This window comes from Aquibacillus kalidii (assembly GCF_014280935.1).
Lineage (GTDB): Bacteria > Bacillota > Bacilli > Bacillales > Amphibacillaceae > Aquibacillus_D > Aquibacillus_D kalidii.
This window is the reverse complement of the sequence record NZ_JACLZI010000064.1, coordinates 1-20,188: the sequence shown is the minus strand read 5'-3', so window position 1 is coordinate 20,188 and position 20,188 is coordinate 1. Positions and strand designations below refer to the sequence as shown.

The window sequence follows — 20,188 nt, the reverse complement described above, 5'->3', positions numbered from 1 at the left end:
TCCATAACTGTGTTATCCGATAAAAACTTCCCTTTCCTTGTATAGTAGGGAAGTTTTTTTGCAAAGGTATAACAATTTGTTGGTGGGCATGGAGGGTGGAACATGAGGAGCAAACTAACCTTTGTAACGACATGTATATTATTTATCAGCTTGTTGTTTTTGTATTTAGGATTCTATCGCTTTACCTTAGATATGGATTTTGTTGTTTTTATTATAGAGATTATTTTTTCTTTTTCACCATTACTAGCTAGTATCTGGCTTTATAAGGCTTATCGAAAAGTAGATAAAGTTGAAAAACCTTTTTGGTTGTTGATTTCTATTGGGAACATTAGTAATTTCTTAGCTGAAATTATATGGGATGTATATGAAATATATTTACAAGTTAATGTACCATACCCGGGGTTACCCGATCTGTTTTATTATTTTAATTACTTTTTCCTATTAAGTGCGTTTACATATAAGATAATTATCGAAAAGAAAAATTCAGCTATATTCAGATATATGCTTGATATAGCTATTGTTATAGCAGTAGCTTCTACATTTAGCTACTATTTTATTGTGAAACCAATTATTCAATCCCCAGAATTTACAGGAGTAAACTTGTTGGTGGCTATTGGCTATCCAATCGGAGATTTATTACTCTTGCTGTTAGCAGTTGGATTTTATCTAGACGGCACCTATGCTCGTGTAAAGAATAGTCAACTTTATATTTCGCTTGGGTTATTTGTCTTAGCTCTTTCGGACTCCGCTTTTCTATATATACAATCTCAAGAGGGATATAATTCTTGGGGATTAATTGATCTTTTATATCTTCTTTCCTATACTCTGTTCGCACTGGCAGGATTTATTCGGTTAAAGTTTAATAGGAAAGAAATGTTGGAAAAACAATCGTTGCTTATAGTGGAAAATAGAAGCTTGTTACGTATATTATTACCGTATGTTTATGTAATTGGACTAATAATCTTTATGTTAGGTAACACCGAATTCTCTGTTCTGTTAGGTACTTCTATTACAATTGTTCTGATACTGTGTAGGCAAATTTTTGCGATAATGGAAAACAAAAAATTGCTCTCGCTTTCTACAGAACAAATGAAAAAGTTATCGGTTAATGAGCAACGATACCGTTCTTTATTTGAACATAACACAGATGCGGTGTTCTCATTGGATTTAAAAGGGAAGTTTATTACTGTTAATAACAAGGCTACAGAGTTTCTAAGAGTATCGCATGATAAATTGATCAAAAAATCTATTTGTTCAATTTTTCCTTTAGAGGCCAGATATGAAGTATTGAATTGCTTCTTGCAAGCTAAAAAAGGATCATCTAGCCACCATATCATTACTTATCCTTATAGTGAAAAGGATGTTAGGTATCTAAGTATTACTTACATCCCTATATTTGTAAGTGATGAAGTTGAAGGTGTGTACGGCATTGCGCAAGACATTAGCGAAATCAAATTAAGCCAAGAACGTCAGAAGTATCTAGCTAATCACGACCCTTTAACAAATTTGCCGAATAGAAGATATTTTGAAAAAGAATTAAATTCCGCCGTAGAGTTAGTAGCTATGTCTGAAAAAAAGCTTGCCGTTTTATTTGTTGATTTGGATCATTTTAAAGTTATTAATGATACATTAGGACATGCTATCGGGGACACTCTTTTAAGAGAAATCGGAAATCGAATTAAAATGCACATAAATAGTGAAGATGTCGTGGCTAGACAGGGTGGCGATGAATTTATTATTTTAATAAAGTATGTCTCAAATGAGGAAGAAGTTTTTTCGAAGGTTGAAAGTTTAATAGCCAAACTGAATGAACCATTTTTTGTGGATAACCGGAGAATTAATGTTACACCTAGTATTGGTATTTCTATATTTCCTGATGATGCAAATACAACGAAGGATTTAATGAAAAATGCTGATATGGCCATGTATCGGGTGAAAAGAAATGGGAAAAACCATTTCCAATCATATAGGGTGTCTAGTGATTCAAAGTCATTACGTGAATTAACTATTGAGAAGGATATCCATACTGCTATATTAAATAATCAGTTTGAAGTTTACTATCAGCCACAAATTGACACGGTGTCTGAGAAAATTGTAGGGGTAGAGGCATTGGTCCGGTGGAATCATCCTGATTTAGGGATAATTTCACCAGGTGAATTTATATCTATTGCCGAGGCAAATGGTGTGATTTTTTCTTTAAATGAATGGGTATTAGAAGAAGCTTGTAAACAGTTGAAATTATGGAAAGGTTTAGGGTATGATTTGAAAATTTCCGTTAATATTTCACCACAACAGTTTTTTCAAGAGAGGGATTTAATTGAGCAAGTAAAACATGTAATAAGAAAAAATCAATTGAATCCACATGACCTTGTTATCGAGATCACAGAGGCAATAGCAATTAATAATATGGAGACAGCTATTTCTAAATTAATGGAACTTAAAGAAATAGGAGTCCTAGTTGCATTAGATGACTTTGGCACAGGGTTCTCTTCCTTATCTTATTTAACAACACTTCCGATTGATACCATTAAGATTGCCAAAGAGTTTGTAGATAAAATCGGTTATGGGACAGCAAATGATGCAGTTCTAGCTTCTTTAGTATCATTAGCTAATCAGTTAAATTACATAATAGTGATAGAAGGTGTCGAGACAGAATTACAAATGACAATCCTTCGTGAAATGAGTTGCCATATTATTCAAGGATTTTATTATAGTAAACCATTACAAGTAGCAGATGTAACGCTATTATTGAAACAATGTGATCATGCTTTCTTAGAAGAGAGTAAAAACTAATTATAGCTTTAAAAAGTAGTCAGGAAAATTGCTTTAAAAATTTTCCTGACTACTTTTTTTTAGACAAAACAACTTGATCAAAGGTGAATCTACATGATTTTAGTAGTAAGAGTGAATACTATCAAAAAAGGGAGGTTTTTTTATGTATTCCGTGATCATGTCCATTTTTATAGCAACTTCTAGTACGAGTCACCTGGATATCAGCTATAAGGATGAACCAATTACAGAAGCTGTAAAAGAAGATTATATAGTTCCTTTTGTAGGATTAATTGAATCAAGAAAAGTAGAAGAACTGATTTCTTCCATTAACAATAAAGTTACAATAGAGCCAATAAATGCAGAGTTAGATGAAAAAGGTAACATCATTCCTGGAAAGTCCGGACAAATGTTAGATCAGAGCCTGTTTAAGGAACAGTTCTATCGCTTTCTTTACACTAAACAATTATCTAGTATGGAGGTACCAATTCGAACTATTTATCCTAGAGTGGATGGAGAGTTATTGGATTCCATTAGAGATAATCAAATCAGTGAATATGTTACCTATTATAATTCTGGAAATAAAGAAAGATCAAAAAATGTTTCCCTTTCTGCAAAAGCAATCAATAATGTTGTAGTATTTCCAAACGAAACATTTTCGTTTAATCGAATTGTTGGTAAGCGTACAAAAGAGAAAGGATATTTACCTGCCCCTGTCATTGTAAAAGGTGAACTAGTAGAGGATATTGGAGGAGGGATATGCCAAGTTTCGTCTACTTTGTACAACGCAATAGACCGTGCAGGATTAAAGGTGACGGAACGGTATTCACATAGTAAAAGTGTCCCATATGTTCCACCAAAACGAGATGCAACGGTTAGTTGGTATGGGCCCGACTTTTCCTTTCAAAATAATTATCAACAACCGATTCTTATTAGAGCAAAGGCAAAAAATGGTGTTGTAACCATTTCAATTTTTTCTTCCAATAATGTAAAGCCATTAAAAAGGGAAGTTCCTGAAGCGATCGAAGATTTACCGAGGGAGATTGAAGTAGGAGAGTAAAATCCCCAATTAGTGAAGTGAATGATGGTAAAGATCCTGTGTAGGACTATATAATCATTTTTTTGATTAAAATAAGTATTAAATTTACATGTTTAAATAATGCCCTTAAACAGTTGTGATTGCTGGATTTTTCGCATTTTTGATTCACTTTAATAAAGCGGTTGCAAAACATGTATTTAAGATTCCTGTACTTGTTAGAAAACCTGACAAGTTGTTTGTTGCCATCCTGAAATCCCTGTATTCTGTACCTAATAGAAGTTTTCAGAAAAATTAAAATTGGATGGAGGGCTTAACGAAATGCCAAAGCAAAGGTTAGTGTTGATTGGGAATGGGATGGCAGGAATTCGTGCAGTGGAAGAGTTGTTAAAAAGAAAACCAAATCAGTTTGATATAGTTGTATTTGGAACAGAACCATATCCAAATTACAATAGAATCCAACTATCAAAGGTACTCCAAGGTGATACACAAGTTAGTGATATTACATTAAATGAATGGCAATGGTACGAGGATAACAATATTAGACTATATCCCGGTGAAACTGTAATCAACATTGATAAAGAAAAACAACTTGTTCTAACGGATAAAGACCGTCAAGAAGCATATGATTATTTAATTATTGCAACTGGATCAAATCCTTTTATGTTACCTTTACCGGGTGCAGACAAAGAAGGTGTAACAGCATTTAGGGATATAAAAGATTGCGAAAAGATGATTGAATATTCTAGAAAATATAAAAAAGCAGCTGTTATAGGCGGAGGATTGCTTGGACTCGAGGCTGCCCGTGGATTATTAAATCTCGGGATGGATGTTGATGTCATTCATATTAGTGATTTCTTAATGGAACGTCAATTAGATCGCGCAGCCGGAGAATTATTACAAAAAGAATTAGAACAGCAAGGAATGAACTTTCTTTTAAATAAAAGTACCACAGAAATAACAGGTAAAAAAAGGGTTACTGGATTAAAGTTTAAAGATGGAGATAGCATAGATGCAGATTTGGTCGTAATGGCTGTAGGTATTAAGCCAAATGTTGCACTTGCAAACGAAAGTGGTATTGAAGTAAACCGCGGTATTGTAGTGAATGACTACATGGAAACAAATGTACCGAATGTATTTGCTGTCGGGGAATGTGCGGAACACCGTCAAATGGTTTACGGGTTAGTTGCACCATTATATGAACAAGGTCAAGCTTTAGCAAAACGCATTTGCGGAGTTGATGATAAAGGTTATCAAGGCTCTGTACTTTCAACGCAACTTAAGGTTTCAGGTGTAGATGTGTTTTCAACAGGAAAAATAAACGAGGATGAAAACTCAAAAGCTATCAAATTGTATGATGAGTGGAATGGGGTTTATAAAAAAGTAGTAGTAGAAGATGGCATATTAACTGGTTCAGTTCTTTTTGGTGATACGAAAGAAAGAACAAAACTATTAAGCTTCATTAAAAAGGGCGCTAGAGTTGAAGAGTATTTGGAGTCAACGTCTAGTGATGAATCGGAATCCGATATTGTTGCGTCCATGCCAGAGGATGAAGTTATTTGTGGCTGTAATGGGGTAACCAAGGGCACGATTGTAGAAGCAATAAAAACAAAAGACCTTACTACTCTTGAAGAGGTTAAGGGCCATACAAATGCATCTAGGTCTTGTGGAACTTGTAAGTCCTTAGTGAATGATTTACTAAAATTAACATTAGGTGATGAATATAGTGCTGACCAAAAAGAAAGTATTTGTGCGTGTACGACCTTAACGAAAGATGAAGTAATTGCCAAAATAAAAGAGAAAGGGTTAACAAATACACAGCAAGTAAGAGATGTTTTAGGGTGGACATCTAAAGGTGGCTGTTCGAAATGTAAGCCTGCATTAAATTATTATATGGGAATGTTAAATCCAAAAGGATATGTGGATGAGAAAGAATCACGATTTGTAAATGAACGATTACATGCCAACATTCAAAAGAATGGTACGTATTCGGTTGTTCCTAGAATGTACGGAGGGGTTACCAATTCTGATGATTTAAGAAAGATTGCCGATGTAGCTGATAAATACGAAGTTGGAATGATAAAACTTACAGGTGGGCAACGAATAGATTTAGTAGGCATTGAAAAGCAGGATCTACCTAGTATATGGGCTGACTTAGACATGCCATCGGGGCATGCCTATGCAAAAGGCTTACGTACAGTGAAAACATGCATTGGAGCAAGCTTCTGCCGATTTGGTACACAGGATTCTGTAGGAATGGGTGTCGATCTAGAGAAAAAATTTGAAGGATTAAATACACCACACAAAATCAAAATGAGTGTCTCTGCGTGTCCGAGGAATTGTGCGGAAGGTGCCGTGAAAGATGTGGGTGTTGTTGGTCTAGATGGTGTATGGGAAATCCATGTAGGTGGTAATGGAGGTACTGAGATGAGAAAAGCAGACCTTCTGTGTAAAGTTAAAACGAGTGAAGAGTTAATGGAGATTGTAGGGGCCTTTCTTCAATATTATAGGGAGGAAGCTAATTATTTAGAACGAACATCTGCTTGGGTAGAACGTGTAGGTATTGAACACGTCAAGGCCATTATTGTAGAAGATAAAGTAAAACGAGCGGAATATTATGCTCGTATGGAAGAAGCATTATCTGTAATCAAGGAACCATGGAAAGAAACGATTGAAAATCCGACTTTACTTAGGGATCTTTATGAAAAGGTTAACGTAGCAGCAGAAGCTAAATAAATTGTTGGGGGGAATGAAAAATGGAAAAAACACTTCGAAGAGTACTTGTTGGTAATTACGAAGATCTTCCAGAAGGTTTTGGAAAGACTGTTGTAATAGAGGATCAAGAGGTGGCTGTTTTTAAACTAGATAGCGGAGAGATTCGTGCAATAGAAAACAAATGTCCCCATCGTGGTGGCGTGTTAGCTGAGGGGTTTGTAAGTGGAGAGCATGTCTTTTGTCCAATGCACGATTGGAAAATTAGTGTGAAGGATGGAAAGGTTCAAGAACCGGATGAGGGTTGTGTTCAAACCTTTGAAACTGAAATTGAAAATGAATTAGTTTATCTATTGCTAAAGTCATAGAGATGCTTGTATTTGATGAATTATATGGATTAGAAATGATTGGATTATACGAGAAGTGCTTGGGGGAGTGCTTCTCGACTTTGTTTTAATAGTTAGAGGTCAAAAGATGGGGTTAAACATAGTCGTAAAAAGTAAACATTATTTAAAGGATTGCATAATTTCAATCATTAGTAAGGACCGGTTAAGGGGGCTATTATGGGTAAAGTATATTTGGTTGGTGGTGGTCCTGGTGACCCTGAATTAATAACAGTAAAAGCATTGCGATGTATCCGTGAAGCAGATGTTATATTATATGACCGATTAATCAATCGAGAGTTGCTAGAGGAAGCAAAGCCTACGGCGGATTTAATCTACTGTGGCAAACTGCCAAGATTCCACACGATGAAGCAAGAAACAATTAATCATTTGCTTGTGAAATATGCGAAACAAGGTAAGATTGTAACAAGGCTTAAAGGCGGAGATCCCTTCGTATTTGGACGGGGAGCAGAAGAGGTAGAAGCATTAGCTAGACAAGGGTTGGAATATGAAGTAGTACCTGGTGTTACGGCAGGAATCGCAGCTCCAGCTTATGCTGATATACCAATCACTCACCGTGATCTTGGCAGTTCTTTTGCTATTGTTACAGGACATTGTAAAAAGGGAAAACCAACTGATGTGAAATGGGATATATTGGTAAAAGCTGTAGATACTATTGCAATCTATATGGGAATAGGCAATTTACCATATATCTGTGATCAATTAATAAAAAATGGGAAGGGTAAAAAGACACCCATTGCCATTATTCAACAAGGAACCACATCGGAGCAAAAAACTGTAATCGGGACAATTGATTCCATTTGTAGTATTGTTGAAAAAGAAGAAATTTCAAACCCAGCAATGATTATCGTAGGCGAAGTGGTTCGTTTTAGGGAAAAATTAAACAATCTAAAAATCATTCATAAAAAAGAAATGGAAAGTGTCCTAAAACAGGCCTATTAAAAATTTGAAACGTAAAAAATAACAACTAATTGTCAGTTGTTATTTTTTAATTTCTCCCTAATTTATTTGGTGTGCATGGCCTTAGTCTTCGCATAGCAAAGAACGCTCTTCCGGGGTCTTCGGTCGCATGCTGTTCCGAGCTATAAAAGGGTGCAAGTCATTTCTTATTTATTCTTATTAAGCCATTCCATTTGTTTTAAAGGGTGTTTATATTCGCTGTTAGATACAAGTTCTTTAAGAATTTGTTGTCTTTCTTTGGGAGGAAGGTTACTTTTCTTTACTTGGACACGTGCTTTATACAAAAAATCGACGTACCCTTCGTATTGGGTATCGTATTGTTTTGCTAATTCTTGTTGGATCTTCTTAGCAAGTGTTGGGCTAGCGCCATTGGTCGACACAGCGATAGAGAGTTTACCTCTTTTTACTTGAATAGGAAATTGGACATTACCTTGTTCAGCAGAATCCACTGTATTAATTAATGAATTTGGTGGTATAGATATTGAAACTTCTTTATTAACAGCTGTATCATTGGTAGCTGCTATAGTTAGAAAAGCCTCATCAAGATCACTTTTGGAGAAATATTTCTCCTTCCATTGGATTAATTTTTTATTATGGTAACTTTGCAATCTATCAGTTATTGCAGGGCTAATCACAAAGATATTGCATTTCATATCTAGTAGGGATGATACTCGTCTCTCCGCAACTTTTCCTCCTCCTACAACTACTACCTTTTTGTCTTTCATGTCAATCATTAACGGAATAATACTCATTCATTTCGGCTCCTATTAGTAATGTACTATATTGATTATTTATTCTAGTGATCTTTATGATTCTCCTTCTATTGTATAACGACCAATAGTAGCCTTCAATCTAATGATTCATGATACAGGATAAATTCTTGACCGAATTAAGATAAAATTACAATGGTAATAGAAACAGCCACTAATGAACATAGGAGAGATGTGTTCTAAAAAATGCTGTTTATTCGTAATGTCTATAGAAAGCGAAGTAAAGTCCTAAGACCTACATTCATTATATAGGATGAATGCTAAACCATCGCTGCGGAAAAACGCTCGCTTTCCGTGGGGAACGCTTCAGCCTCCTCGCTCGCAAAGACTGCTCACTGTGGGGTCTTCAGACTGTTCCTTTCCCACAGGAGTCTCGCATTTTTCCGCAGCTCAGTGTAGATCATTTACTCAACAAAGCATTAAAAATAGTATGACATCACTTAAAATGCAGAAAGCCTATCATAAGTGGAGGAAATATACGGAGACTCCTCGAAAATACAACCCAATTTTCTTCGTGCGATGTATCGCTTCCGTAGCATTCCTTGTCCTGCGGGAACAGCGAAGACGGTGAGACCCCACAGGGAGCGCTCTTGGCGACCGAGGAGGCTCAGCGCGAGCCCGCGGAAAGCGTAGTATTTTTCCGGAACGGCTATCCAACATTCACTTAAAAAATATAGAACTTAGTTACTGCAGATTTTATCTCAACTATGCAATAAAAAAAGCAACGGAGTATGTATGTAAAGCCTTTGGGTAGAATAGATGGATGGTTTGACATATTAATTTTATAAATTATATAATTATCTCGAAATCAAGATTAATATTCGCTTTTAATTTTAGTTTGGAGGATATAGGATGAAACATATTTTTAAAGAAGGAATAGATAAATCGAAACCCACCTTATTGTTATTACACGGCACGGGTGGAACAGAGCAGGATTTATTGCCCATTGCGTCTATGATAGATGACGAGGCAGCGGTGCTAAGTGTAAGGGGTAATGTGTCTGAAAATGGGATGCCAAGGTTTTTTCGTCGTTTAGCAGAGGGAGTATTTGATGAGGAGGATTTAATATTTCGTACTAAGGAATTGAATGATTTCTTAGATGAAGCCTCGAATCAGTACGGATTCGACCGAGATAATATCGTTGCAATTGGCTATTCAAACGGAGCTAATATTGCTGGTAGCCTATTATTCCATTTTGAAAACACACTAATGGCAGCAGTACTTCATCATCCAATGGTACCTAGACGCGGTGTCGAATTACCAAACCTTGACGGAACCGAAGTATTTATTTCAGCTGGTCATAATGATCCTCTTTGTACCGAACAAGAGTCGATTGATCTTCAATCTTTACTAGAAAATAGTGGAGGAAATGTCACGGTGCATTGGGAAAATAATGGGCATCAATTAACACGTACGGAAGTAGAAGCTGCGAAGGTATGGTACGATAAATTTTTTTAATTGGAAAAATCAAACGAAAAAGGGTAGATGTTGTAAACAAACTTACGGCATCTATCCTTTTTTTGTTTCTTCTTATTACCTTAGAACAGATAGAGTTTCTTTGATAATGCTAGGTTAAATCAGCATAAAGGCATTATTTAACTGCGCTAAGATGCGCCACTTTTATAGAGTTGGAGATATTTTAATTATATGTAAATTATAAATTTAACCAAAATGGGTACTTCACAAAATGAAAATGGTAATATATACTTTAACTGTATTATATATATTAGTACAGCTGATACAGTTGCGAGGGGGGATGGAATGTTTGATCTTGATTTAAGAAGTAGAAAACCAATCTATGAGCAGTTGGTTGATAAGTTAAAAGAGTTGATCATAAATGATGTGCTACAGGAAGATGAAAAACTTCCCTCTGTACGAACACTTGCGCAACAACTAACAATTAATCCAAATACGATTCAAAAAGCATATAGAGAGTTAGAAACTCAAGGATATATTTATTCAATAAAAGGTAAAGGAAGCTTTGTCAATAAGTCTTCAAAAACGGATAACACGGAGGAGTTAAAGAAAATGAAAGAGGAATTGAAGAAACTAATTGCAGAAGCATTATTTATTGGAGTCTCCGAGGCCGATTTATATTCGCTTATTGATGAAGTTAAGGTCCTTGGTGGAGGAGGATATCCAAATGATTAATGTAACAAATGTTAGTAAAAAATTTGAAAGTGAGTCTGTATTAAATAATATATCGCTACATGTAAATAGAGGCTCTATATATGGGTTGCTTGGATCGAACGGTGCTGGTAAAACAACTTTATTGAAAATGATAGCTGGTATTTTTAAACAGGATCAAGGAAGCGTGTTAGTAAATGAGGCTATCGTTTTTGAAAACCCATCTATAAAGGAAGGTATAATCTTTATCCCTGATGTTCTATATTTCTTTTCTCAATATACGGTAAAACAAATGGCGAGCTATTATAAGGATTTTTATCCGAATTGGAATCAAGACAGATTTGATAAGATGCAACTGATTTTGAACCTAGATATAAATAAGAAGATTCAAAGATTTTCAAAAGGGATGCAGCGCCAAGTAGCTTTCTGGTTGGCATTGTGTGCAATGCCTCAATTGTTAATTCTAGATGAACCGTTTGATGGTTTGGATCCTGTCATTCGCCAAAAAATCAAAAATCTAATAATTCAAGATGTAGCGGAAAGGGAGATGACAGTAATCATTTCCTCGCACAATTTAAGAGAAGTAGAAGATATTTGTGATTATGTAGGGATTCTTCATCAGGGAACGTTTATATTAGAAAAGGATCTAGATGATTTGAAGTCTGACATACATAAAGTCCAATTAGCATTCAAGGGTGAGATGCCAGCAGTTCTACTTACTGAGGTAGAATTGTTGTATCAAGAAAAACGAGGAAGCGTTATTTTGTTTATTGTTAGAGGACAGGAACACGAGATTGATAGAATCATAACGAAATATAAACCGGTAGTTTATGACCTGTTGCCGTTAACCCTTGAGGAAATATTTATTTATGAGATGGGGGATGCTGGCTATGCAATTGAAAACATCTTGGTATAAGAAAGAAGTTGGAAAACGGGATCTTCGTCAATCAGGTTGGATAGGTGTTCTTTATTTAGTAGTTCTGATTTTTGCGCTGCCATTAGAATTGTTAATGAGAGAAACAAGTATTGATCCTACTAACTATTATTTAGATGATACAAATCTATTTAATTATCATCCTGAGGTACAAATATTAAGTATGTTCATTGCTCCTGTTTTACTTGGGGTTTTTTTACTAAGATATTTGCAAGTGAAGACTGCATCAGATTTTATTCATAGTCTACCAATTAAGAGAACAAAATTACTCAACCACCATATTATAAATGGGATCATTTTATTGTTGTTGCCGGTACTGCTGACAGCTATCTGTCTAGCAATAATGGATGGAATAGTAGATTTAAGTAACTATTTTAACTATATAGACCTTGGTTACTGGTTAGGTGTCACCATTATCGTAACAATTCTTATGTTTATCACAACTATCTTCGTTGGTGTAATCACTGGAATTTCGGTTGTTCAAGGTGTTTTAACTTATATCATTATATTATTTCCAGCAGGATTCATATTCTTATCCTACTTTAACCTGGACTTCCTTCTAATTGGATTTGCTGAAGGATACTATTGGACATTTCAAGTTTCAGAGTTTTCTCCGATTACTGACTTTGTGCAATATTACGAGTTTCACTTTTCTTTACTAAAAGCAGTTATTTATATTGGGATTACGGTTGTTCTGTACTTATTGTCTGTTCAATTTTATAAAAGGAGAAAATTAGAGGCAGCGTCACAGGCATTAGTCTATCCGCAGCTAAGGCCAATTTTTAAATATGGCGTGACATTTTGTACGACAATGTTAGGTGGCTTTTACTATGGTGAAACACAGAACCATGATTACTGGGTATTGATTGGTTATTTAATCGGCTCGTTAGTAGGTTATCTGCTAGCTGAGATGTTACTCCAGAAAACTTGGCGAATATATCGTAGTTGGAAAGGATACCTTTACTACACAATAGGAATAACTTGTATTTTTCTAATAATCTCGTTCGATTTAACTGGTTATGAGAACAGAATACCTGAAATTAACGAAATAGAACAAGTTTATGTAGGTGAGTATCCTTACCAATATGTTGAAAATACAGACCACGAAGTAACAGGGGAGAATTTTTTAGATACAGAAGTATCCATTAATGCGGCTCGTGCACTTCATCGTCAATTAATCGACATGACTGGAAGAAACCATTTTAATGAAACTTACTATCGACAAATGTATATTGCTTATCAATTAAAGAACGGTAAAAAAGTAGTAAGAGAATATCCAATTATAATGGAAGAAAAATTAAATCCATATATTGAACCTGTTTATGAGTCTAAACAATATAAGGACTATACAAACCCTGTTCTTGGTGTAGAGCCGAATCGTGTCAGTAAAATTACATTTAGTGCTGATCCGGTTGGGAATAAGAAGGTTGCCATTGTAAAGCCGAATGAAATTGAAGAAGTTTTAAACCAGATTGAACAAGACATTTACGATAAAACAGCAGATGAAGTAACTAATCCTAGAGTACGTTTAACATCTATAGAAATATTAATGGACGATAACGATACTTTCTTAATTGAATACGAAACTAGCTTTGAGAACATGGATAATTGGTTGCAACAAAATGGCTATTATAATGATGCATTTTTAGTGTCAGATGAGGTTAGTAGGATTGGTATAGTGGATGCAAATGATGAAAATGGCTATGATCAGTTATTACACGAAAGTGAATCATCTGAAGATATTTTATTTATAACAAAAGAAGAAGAAAAGAAACAGATTCTGAATAATCTATCCCGTGTCTATAGGGGATATGATGAAAACAATTTATCCTTAGTTGGATTATATATACCGGGTGAACCTGAACCTTATGTTATGACAATGGAAAAAAAGCTTTTACCTGAATTTGTTACTGAATATTTAGAGTGAGGTTAAAATGAGGGGAGGAAGGGCGACGTGGAATTAACAGGGGGAGAATCGAAAACTATCGATTTTAATTATATTTATGAGTCATTTTATCGAAAAGTATATCAATCAGCATGGTACATTATTAAAGATTCTCAATTAGCCGAAGATATTGCACAAGAAACATTTATAAAAGCCTACAAACATATAAATGACTTAAAAGAAAGTTATAAAGTTTGTGCATGGTTAACTACGATAGCAACAAGAACGGCTATTGATACTTTAAGAAAAGAGCGAAAGCAGTCATGCATTTCTATCGATGATGTATTATATACAGATTTGGAAAGTCTTGCTCCATTACTTGTAGTGGATAAAGAGGTAGATAGATTAATAAGAATCGATCAACTTAATCAAGAAGTAATTCAGCTAAGTCCGAAGCTTCGTCATGTTTTCTTCTTAAAATATCTTAAGGATTATAAAGATGAGGAAATTGCTAGACAATTAAATATTTCTTTGTCAGCAGTGAAAACCAGACTTTATCGTGCAAGAAAGATTTTACAAGACCAGGTTGAAAGTAAGGAAGTGAACATAACGAATAATATAATAAGTGCTTGAACCTAATCCTCGGATTAGGTTCTTTCTTTATATAAAGTGCTTTTCAAATAGCTTGTTGCTGCTAACTACCACGCTCTGAGCAATGATCAAGGAGCAAATTTTCACATCTTAAAGAAAAGAGTACGTGTTTCTTTATTATCCTGTAATAAAGAAACTTAGATTGAAAAATAATGAAAAAAAGGATTTGAGTTAAAAATGTCGAATTTGGAAATACACACATTACGATATTTTTAGAATTAAACTAGAAGGTGAAATAAAATTGAGTGAAATTCTATTTGTCATACTACCATGGACATTATTATTTATTTTTTCGATTAGTAGTATTTACTGTTTCCGAAAAAAGTCATCTTATATGTGGGGATTTCTATCTTGTATGTTAGGTATTATCATTTATTTAGTTGGTCTTCAGGTAATCGGAGGATTTGAAGGGATGGGAATTAGCCTAATCGGTGCATTACCTTTTACGATAGGGTTATTTATATTATTTATTTTATGGATAAGTAAAAAAATTAAAGTCTGAAGGGATTAAAATGATTCGAGCAATTATTTTTGATTTAGATGGGACATTACTGGATAGGAAACTGTCCGTGAAAAAATTTGTATCGAAGCAATATGAGCGTTTCTATAACGATCTAAAGGTAATGACAAAGTCAAGTTATTTGGAAAGATTTATTGAGTTAGACCAAAACGGTTATGTATGGAAAGACAAAGTATATCAACAGCTTTTAGAGGAGAATGATATACATACAGTAAGTTGGAATGTACTTTTGCAGGATTATATAACGAATTTTAGTAATACGGTAGTCCCATTCCCAGGCGCAATAGGTACACTTCAGGAACTACAAGAACGTTCATATAAATTAGGAATGATTACTAATGGGAAGACGTGTTTTCAATTGAATAACATAAAAGCCTTACAAATGGAGTCGTATTTTGATACTATACTAATTTCTGAGCAAGAAGGAATAAAGAAGCCAGACCATCGATTATTTCACAAATGTCTGAACCAGTTAAATATTGATCCTGTTGAGGCTGCTTATGTAGGAGATCATCCGCTAAATGATATAAAGCCAGCAAATGATCTAGGGATGGTTAGCATATGGAAAATCAATGGTGAACACAAGCAGGTTCCTAGTGACTATGCTATTGATAATTTACTTGAACTACTTCAAATAGTATACAAGCATAAGTAATTTTCGTTAATTTACACCATTATGTATTTTATTAGTTGTATGAAATTACCATTGTGTAATGGAAGATGGCATGATATAGTTAAGCAGTTGCGATGAGCTATTTTGCGTAAGACGAAGAACATGCTTATAATAGAACGCCGTATGTGGACGGTGGTTCTTCGCCGCAAAACGAGAAAGGTACCTGATTAGTCAGGTGCCTATTTTATTGTTCAAATATTTACCACTGATTTAATAAACTCCATATGGTTACGAGTAAAGTGTGTAATCGGTGATCTATAAGATTGGAATTAACTTTGCATTATATGCATTTCGACCGTATTGCCATCCCGAAATTTTGCAACCTTCAGTTTGTGATAATCCATCTATGCTATAGAGATATCTCCCACCATAGTTCTTCGTATATAATTTTTCTGTTACGAAAGAACGGAACTTACTCCCCATACGATGCCCCTTTCTAATTATAAAGTCCACTAAAGAAGTATATGGAATCCATTTTAAACGGACACTTAATATTAACATTATAAAAAAAGATGAATAGATTTTTACATATGTGGTCATAGGGAGACGATTTCTGCTATTATTAAGAATGCTGTATCGTTATAAACGGATGATAAAGGAGAAAAAACATGACGCAAGCACTTCCATTTTCGATCTCTAAACAAGAAAACTTTTTTGAGCGCCTTGGTGATTATGTAGGGGATGTCTTTTATGATATTTTACCTGAACAAGGTTTTGAACTAAGGGACGAACAAATATACATGGCTTACCAATTGGAGAAAGCCTTTAAGAACAAATCTATAATATTTGCAGAGGCAGGAGTAGGGACAGGGAAAACTTTTGTCTACTTATTATATGCAATTTGCTATGCAAGATACAAAAGAAAGCCCGCGATTATTTCCTGCGCAGATGAAACATTAATTGAACAGCTTGTGAAAGAGAATGGTGATATCGATAAGCTAGAAAAAGCTTTAGGATTAAAGATTGACGTTAGGCTAGCAAAGGCTAGAGAGCAATATATTTGTTTGAAAAAATTAGATCCACTTGCAAATAAAACAGACGATTCAGATATATTGAATGTTCATGAACAAATTCCCGATTTCGTATTTGACCAAGGAAGTTCTATGCAATCCTTCGAAAGGTATGGAGATAGAAAAGAATATCCATGGGTATCTAATGAAAAATGGGAAAAAATTGCTTGGGATCCATTACAACAATGTTCTACTTGTGATTGGCGACACAGAAGTGGACAAACCTTGAATCGAGAGTATTACCGTCATGCAACGGATTTAATCATATGCTCTCATGACTTTTACATGGAACACGTTTGGACGAAAGACTCTAGAAAAAGGGAAGGACAAATGCCGTTACTTCCTGAAGCAAGTAGTGTTATTTTTGACGAGGGCCATTTGCTGGAATTTGCTGCACAAAAAGGATTGACTTATCGGTTCAACTCTGATGCTTTGCACACTATTCTTACAGGTTATATGAGCCAGGATGTCCGGGAAGAGTCTTTATATCTTATTGAAGATATACTTGAATTAAATGAAAAGTTGTTTGAGCATTTAAGTGAAAATGCAACAGAAATTGCCGGATCTATTCGTCAACAGGTGGAAAAGACGAACTTTGTTAACCGAATCGTTCAAGAGTTAGATGAGAAAGTGACTCAGCTATTGGAGCAGCTTGTATTTGATTCTGAAATGTTTACCATAGAAGAATATCACATCAAGATTATTGAGGAGTATTTAGAATTTTACTCCTACGGTTTATCTATATTGCTCAAGGATGATGAAGGTATTTACTGGTTAGAAGAAGATGAAACAACATCAACATTTGTGATTATGCCACGTTTAGTAGAAGACATTTTAGAAAAAGAAGTATTTTCACAAGAAATACCGTTTGTTTTTTCGTCGGCAACATTGTCTCAAGCAGGAGATTTCACGTATATTGCACAAAGTTTGGGAATTAAATCATTTGATTCCTTTGCTGTTGATTCACCCTTTAATTATAATGACACGATGACAATAGTAGGATCAATGGAAAGCTCTCAAGGTGACAAATGGTTAGAAATAAAAGAGCAAATCATTCAATGTGGTGGAAGAACCCTTTGTTTATTTTCGACTAAAGAGGAAATGAACGCGTTTAGAAACTGGGCAGAAACCATAAAATGGCCGTATTCCTTTATATACGAAGGAGACAGAGAGATAAGTGAGTCTGTTCGTCAATTCCAAACAGATACTACATCTGTACTCTGTTCCTATAATCTTTGGGAAGGGTTAGATATTCCTGGTGAATCTTTATCACAAGTTATTATTGTATCCTTGCCTTTCCCTCCACATGATCCAGTTTTCCAAGCTAAGCGAAATCATGTTAAAGATCCAATTAAGGAGGTTGAAGTCCCTTATATGTTATTAAGGTTGAGGCAGGGGATAGGAAGATTGATTAGAAGTAATAATGATATGGGCATGATCCAGCTATGGATGAAGGATAAAGAAAGAAAGATGTATATCGAAGAAATATCCAATGTTTTACCAGTTGAAATTAATTTTAAATGACAGAAAGAGTTTCTAAGTTTCTTCCAACAAATAACTTCAATAACATCCCTTAATTAGGACAAAGTAATAGTGAAAATTTAATTAGGGGGTACAAAAATATGAAAAGAAATCGCATAGTCCCAATTATAGCTTCAGTTGGTATAGGAGCTGCAGCATATTATAGTATGAAAAAGGGAAGAGGCATTGGTAGTGTTGCTCAGCAAGCAATCCCTTTCGCAAATGCTATAGCTAGTGGTAACAATCAGTCAGACGATCAAAATCAAATGCAATAAATTTATTTGGGTAGGCTTTAAAAGGTCTACCCCTTTTCTTGCATAAGCTTGGATTAGATAAAAGATCCGCATTTTGGTATAATGAACCAATCATACATATGAAGGGGTTTTACATTTATGGCGACTATTGTTGGGTATATTGGTACCTACACTAAAGCGGAGAGTAAAGGGGTTTATTCGTTTGAGTTAGATACTATCGCGAAGAAAATTACAGATGTAAAGGTTGCAGCTGAATTAAGCAATCCAACATATGTAACGGTTAGCGAGGACAACACATTTCTTTATGCTGTTTCAAAGGAAGGGGATCAAGGCGGTGTCACTGCATTTAAAATTAATTCCTCAGCAGGACTTGATATTTTAAATAGTCAAGCTACAAAGGGGTCGCCTCCTTGCCACGTTAGTATTAATCAAGATAATAGCCAAGTTGTTGCTGCAAACTATCATACAACTGTAATTGAATCTTACCTGACCAATGAGGATGGTTCCGTTCAACCCGGAGTTGCAGTAAAGCATACTGGTTCTGGACCTCATGAAAGACAAGACAAACCACATCTTCATTTTTCAGGTTTTACACCAGATGAAAAGTATATTGTAGCAATCGATTTAGGAACAGACAGAATTATTACTTACTCTTTCGCAAATGGTGAATGGACTGAAGTAAATGTATTGTCAACAAAGCCAGGAAGTGGTCCAAGACATATTACTTTTCATCCAAATGGAAAATTTGCTTATGTAATGACAGAGCTAAGTAATGAGGTAATTGCGTTAAATTATAATCATGAAGATGGAAGTTTTACGGAACTACAATATCTTTCCGCAATTCCAAGAGATTTCACGGAAAATAGTCAGGGTAGTGCTATTCATATCTCCTCAGATGGTGAGTTTGTTTACGCTGGCAATCGTGGACATAACAGTATAGCAAGTTACCGTGTGGATAAAAACTCTGGAGAACTTACTTTCTTAGAATGGACATCAACTGAAGGTGATTGGCCAAGGGATTTTGCTATTGATCCAACGGGGGAATTTGTGGTTGTAGCAAACCAAAACTCTAATACTTTAGTGTTATTTGAACGGGACAAAGAAACAGGAAAATTAAGTTTATTGCAAACAGGAGTGGAAGTTCCTGAGGCTGTCTGTGTAAAGTTTCTAAATAATTAAGCAAAAAAGCAAGGGGCACCTGAGACTGCTTATCTATTCAGCAGTCTCAGGGCACCTTGCTCTTTTTTTTTGCTCAAAAATCGCCCAGATTTAAAAAAATTGTACATTTGCCCATTCATTTTTGGATAAATGCCATAGGATAGGTAATGTAACACATCAGGAGGTGTTAAAACATGCAAAACGGTTTCGCGTTAATCGTGGTGCTGTTTATCCTATTGATTATTATAGGAACTTCTTACGTTGTATAATTAAAATATTATATAGACATTCAGATAATAAACCAACGTATTTCGGGGGTGAGAAGACATGCAAAACGGATTTGCATTGATCGTAGTGTTGTTCATCTTGTTAATCATCGTAGGCACATCTTTTGCAGTCTAAATGAAAGAAAAGCTAGAGGGTTAAACCAAACGAACTTCGGGGGTGAGAAGACATGCAAAACGGATTTGCATTGATCGTAGTGCTGTTCATCTTACTAATTATTGTAGGCACATCTTATGTAGTCTAAAAAAAGGGAAACACCTAGAGCGTAAACCAACGAACTTCGGGGGTGAGAAGACATGCAAAACGGATTCGCATTGATCGTAGTGCTGTTCATCTTACTAATTATTGTAGGCACATCTTATGTAGTCTAAAAAAGAAACACTTAGAGCGTAAACCAACGAACTTCGGGGGTGAGAAGACATGGAAAACGGATTTGCATTGATCGTAGTGCTGTTCATCTTACTAATTATTGTAGGCACATCTTATGTAGTCTAAAAAAAGGGAAACACCTAGAGCGTA

The 20,188-nt window shown here is 35.1% G+C and carries 22 protein-coding genes; 20 read left to right on the top strand and 2 right to left on the bottom strand.

The features are described 5' to 3' along the window. Positions 1-102 precede the first annotated feature (102 nt). From H7K77_RS19830 to cobA, 5 genes are all read left to right on the top strand, one after another. Positions 103-2,793 carry an EAL domain-containing protein gene (locus H7K77_RS19830; RefSeq protein ID WP_186580557.1) on the top strand — a complete coding sequence of 897 codons (2,691 nt, stop codon included), beginning with the start codon at positions 103-105 and terminating at the stop codon, positions 2,791-2,793. Positions 2,794-2,935: 142 nt separating this feature from the next. Then, positions 2,936-3,829 (top strand): VanW family protein, encoded by an 894-nt coding sequence (locus tag H7K77_RS19825; protein WP_186580555.1) that lies wholly within the window; start codon positions 2,936-2,938, stop codon positions 3,827-3,829. 297 nt (positions 3,830-4,126) lie between these two features. Then, positions 4,127-6,541 (top strand): nitrite reductase large subunit NirB, encoded by a 2,415-nt coding sequence (gene nirB, locus H7K77_RS19820; RefSeq protein ID WP_186580552.1) that lies wholly within the window; start codon positions 4,127-4,129, stop codon positions 6,539-6,541. 20 nt (positions 6,542-6,561) lie between these two features. Further along, entirely contained in the window at positions 6,562-6,885 is a 324-nt protein-coding gene (nirD, locus tag H7K77_RS19815) for a nitrite reductase small subunit NirD (RefSeq protein ID WP_186580550.1), read from the top strand. 195 nt (positions 6,886-7,080) lie between these two features. Next, positions 7,081-7,863: a uroporphyrinogen-III C-methyltransferase gene (gene cobA, locus H7K77_RS19810; RefSeq protein WP_186580548.1), complete on the top strand. Its 783-nt coding sequence runs from the start codon at positions 7,081-7,083 to the stop codon at positions 7,861-7,863. A 164-nt stretch (positions 7,864-8,027) separates the two neighbouring features. On the opposite strand, the gene H7K77_RS19805 is transcribed toward cobA, so the two are convergent. Next, entirely contained in the window at positions 8,028-8,633 is a 606-nt protein-coding gene (locus H7K77_RS19805; RefSeq protein ID WP_186580546.1) for an NAD(P)-binding protein, read from the bottom strand. An 870-nt stretch (positions 8,634-9,503) separates the two neighbouring features. On the opposite strand from H7K77_RS19805, the gene H7K77_RS19800 reads away from it, so the two are divergent. The 7 genes from H7K77_RS19800 (at position 9,504) to H7K77_RS19770 (ending at position 15,423) form a co-directional block, all read left to right on the top strand. After that, positions 9,504-10,109, top strand: a complete 606-nt coding sequence (locus H7K77_RS19800) for an alpha/beta hydrolase (RefSeq protein WP_186580544.1) — start codon at positions 9,504-9,506, stop codon at positions 10,107-10,109. 303 nt (positions 10,110-10,412) lie between these two features. Beyond that, positions 10,413-10,802, top strand: coding sequence for a GntR family transcriptional regulator (locus H7K77_RS19795; protein WP_186580542.1), 390 nt, complete (start codon positions 10,413-10,415; stop codon positions 10,800-10,802). Beyond that, positions 10,795-11,694 (top strand): ABC transporter ATP-binding protein, encoded by a 900-nt coding sequence (locus tag H7K77_RS19790; protein ID WP_186580540.1) that lies wholly within the window; start codon positions 10,795-10,797, stop codon positions 11,692-11,694. Before H7K77_RS19795 ends, H7K77_RS19790 begins: the two co-directional genes overlap by 8 nt. Beyond that, positions 11,669-13,639, top strand: a complete 1,971-nt coding sequence (locus tag H7K77_RS19785; RefSeq protein WP_186580537.1) for a DUF6449 domain-containing protein — start codon at positions 11,669-11,671, stop codon at positions 13,637-13,639. Before H7K77_RS19790 ends, H7K77_RS19785 begins: the two co-directional genes overlap by 26 nt. Positions 13,640-13,666: 27 nt before the next feature. Beyond that, positions 13,667-14,230, top strand: coding sequence for an RNA polymerase sigma factor (locus tag H7K77_RS19780; RefSeq protein ID WP_186580535.1), 564 nt, complete (start codon positions 13,667-13,669; stop codon positions 14,228-14,230). A 259-nt stretch (positions 14,231-14,489) separates the two neighbouring features. Further along, complete coding sequence (locus tag H7K77_RS19775) at positions 14,490-14,750, top strand: hypothetical protein (RefSeq protein WP_186580533.1); 261 nt, start codon at positions 14,490-14,492, stop codon at positions 14,748-14,750. 10 nt (positions 14,751-14,760) lie between these two features. Continuing rightward, positions 14,761-15,423 (top strand): HAD family hydrolase, encoded by a 663-nt coding sequence (locus H7K77_RS19770; RefSeq protein WP_186580531.1) that lies wholly within the window; start codon positions 14,761-14,763, stop codon positions 15,421-15,423. 273 nt (positions 15,424-15,696) lie between these two features. Here the strand turns inward: H7K77_RS19770 and H7K77_RS19765 are convergent, their stop codons facing one another. Further along, complete coding sequence (locus H7K77_RS19765) at positions 15,697-15,864, bottom strand: hypothetical protein (RefSeq protein WP_186580529.1); 168 nt, start codon at positions 15,862-15,864, stop codon at positions 15,697-15,699. A 185-nt stretch (positions 15,865-16,049) separates the two neighbouring features. Between H7K77_RS19765 and H7K77_RS19760 the strand changes: the two genes are divergently transcribed. From H7K77_RS19760 to H7K77_RS19725, 8 genes are all read left to right on the top strand, one after another. Then, positions 16,050-17,975: an ATP-dependent DNA helicase gene (locus H7K77_RS19760; RefSeq protein ID WP_186580528.1), complete on the top strand. Its 1,926-nt coding sequence runs from the start codon at positions 16,050-16,052 to the stop codon at positions 17,973-17,975. A gap of 98 nt (positions 17,976-18,073) precedes the next feature. Further along, positions 18,074-18,247: a hypothetical protein gene (locus H7K77_RS19755; protein WP_186580686.1), complete on the top strand. Its 174-nt coding sequence runs from the start codon at positions 18,074-18,076 to the stop codon at positions 18,245-18,247. 117 nt (positions 18,248-18,364) lie between these two features. Then, positions 18,365-19,405, top strand: a complete 1,041-nt coding sequence (locus H7K77_RS19750; RefSeq protein ID WP_186580526.1) for a lactonase family protein — start codon at positions 18,365-18,367, stop codon at positions 19,403-19,405. A gap of 173 nt (positions 19,406-19,578) precedes the next feature. Then, entirely contained in the window at positions 19,579-19,653 is a 75-nt protein-coding gene (locus H7K77_RS21855) for a YjcZ family sporulation protein (RefSeq protein WP_186580667.1), read from the top strand. 58 nt (positions 19,654-19,711) lie between these two features. Then, positions 19,712-19,786, top strand: a complete 75-nt coding sequence (locus H7K77_RS19740) for a YjcZ family sporulation protein (RefSeq protein ID WP_186580665.1) — start codon at positions 19,712-19,714, stop codon at positions 19,784-19,786. Positions 19,787-19,838: 52 nt separating this feature from the next. Then, a complete protein-coding gene (locus H7K77_RS19735; RefSeq protein WP_186577709.1) occupies positions 19,839-19,913 on the top strand; it encodes a YjcZ family sporulation protein in 75 nt (24 codons plus the stop codon). 52 nt (positions 19,914-19,965) lie between these two features. Further along, complete coding sequence (locus H7K77_RS19730; protein WP_186577709.1) at positions 19,966-20,040, top strand: YjcZ family sporulation protein; 75 nt, start codon at positions 19,966-19,968, stop codon at positions 20,038-20,040. A gap of 49 nt (positions 20,041-20,089) precedes the next feature. After that, the gene (locus H7K77_RS19725) at positions 20,090-20,164 is read left to right on the top strand and encodes a YjcZ family sporulation protein (protein WP_186580663.1); all 75 of its coding nucleotides are present in this window, start codon (positions 20,090-20,092) and stop codon (positions 20,162-20,164) included. The last annotated feature ends 24 nt before the right edge of the window (positions 20,165-20,188 follow it).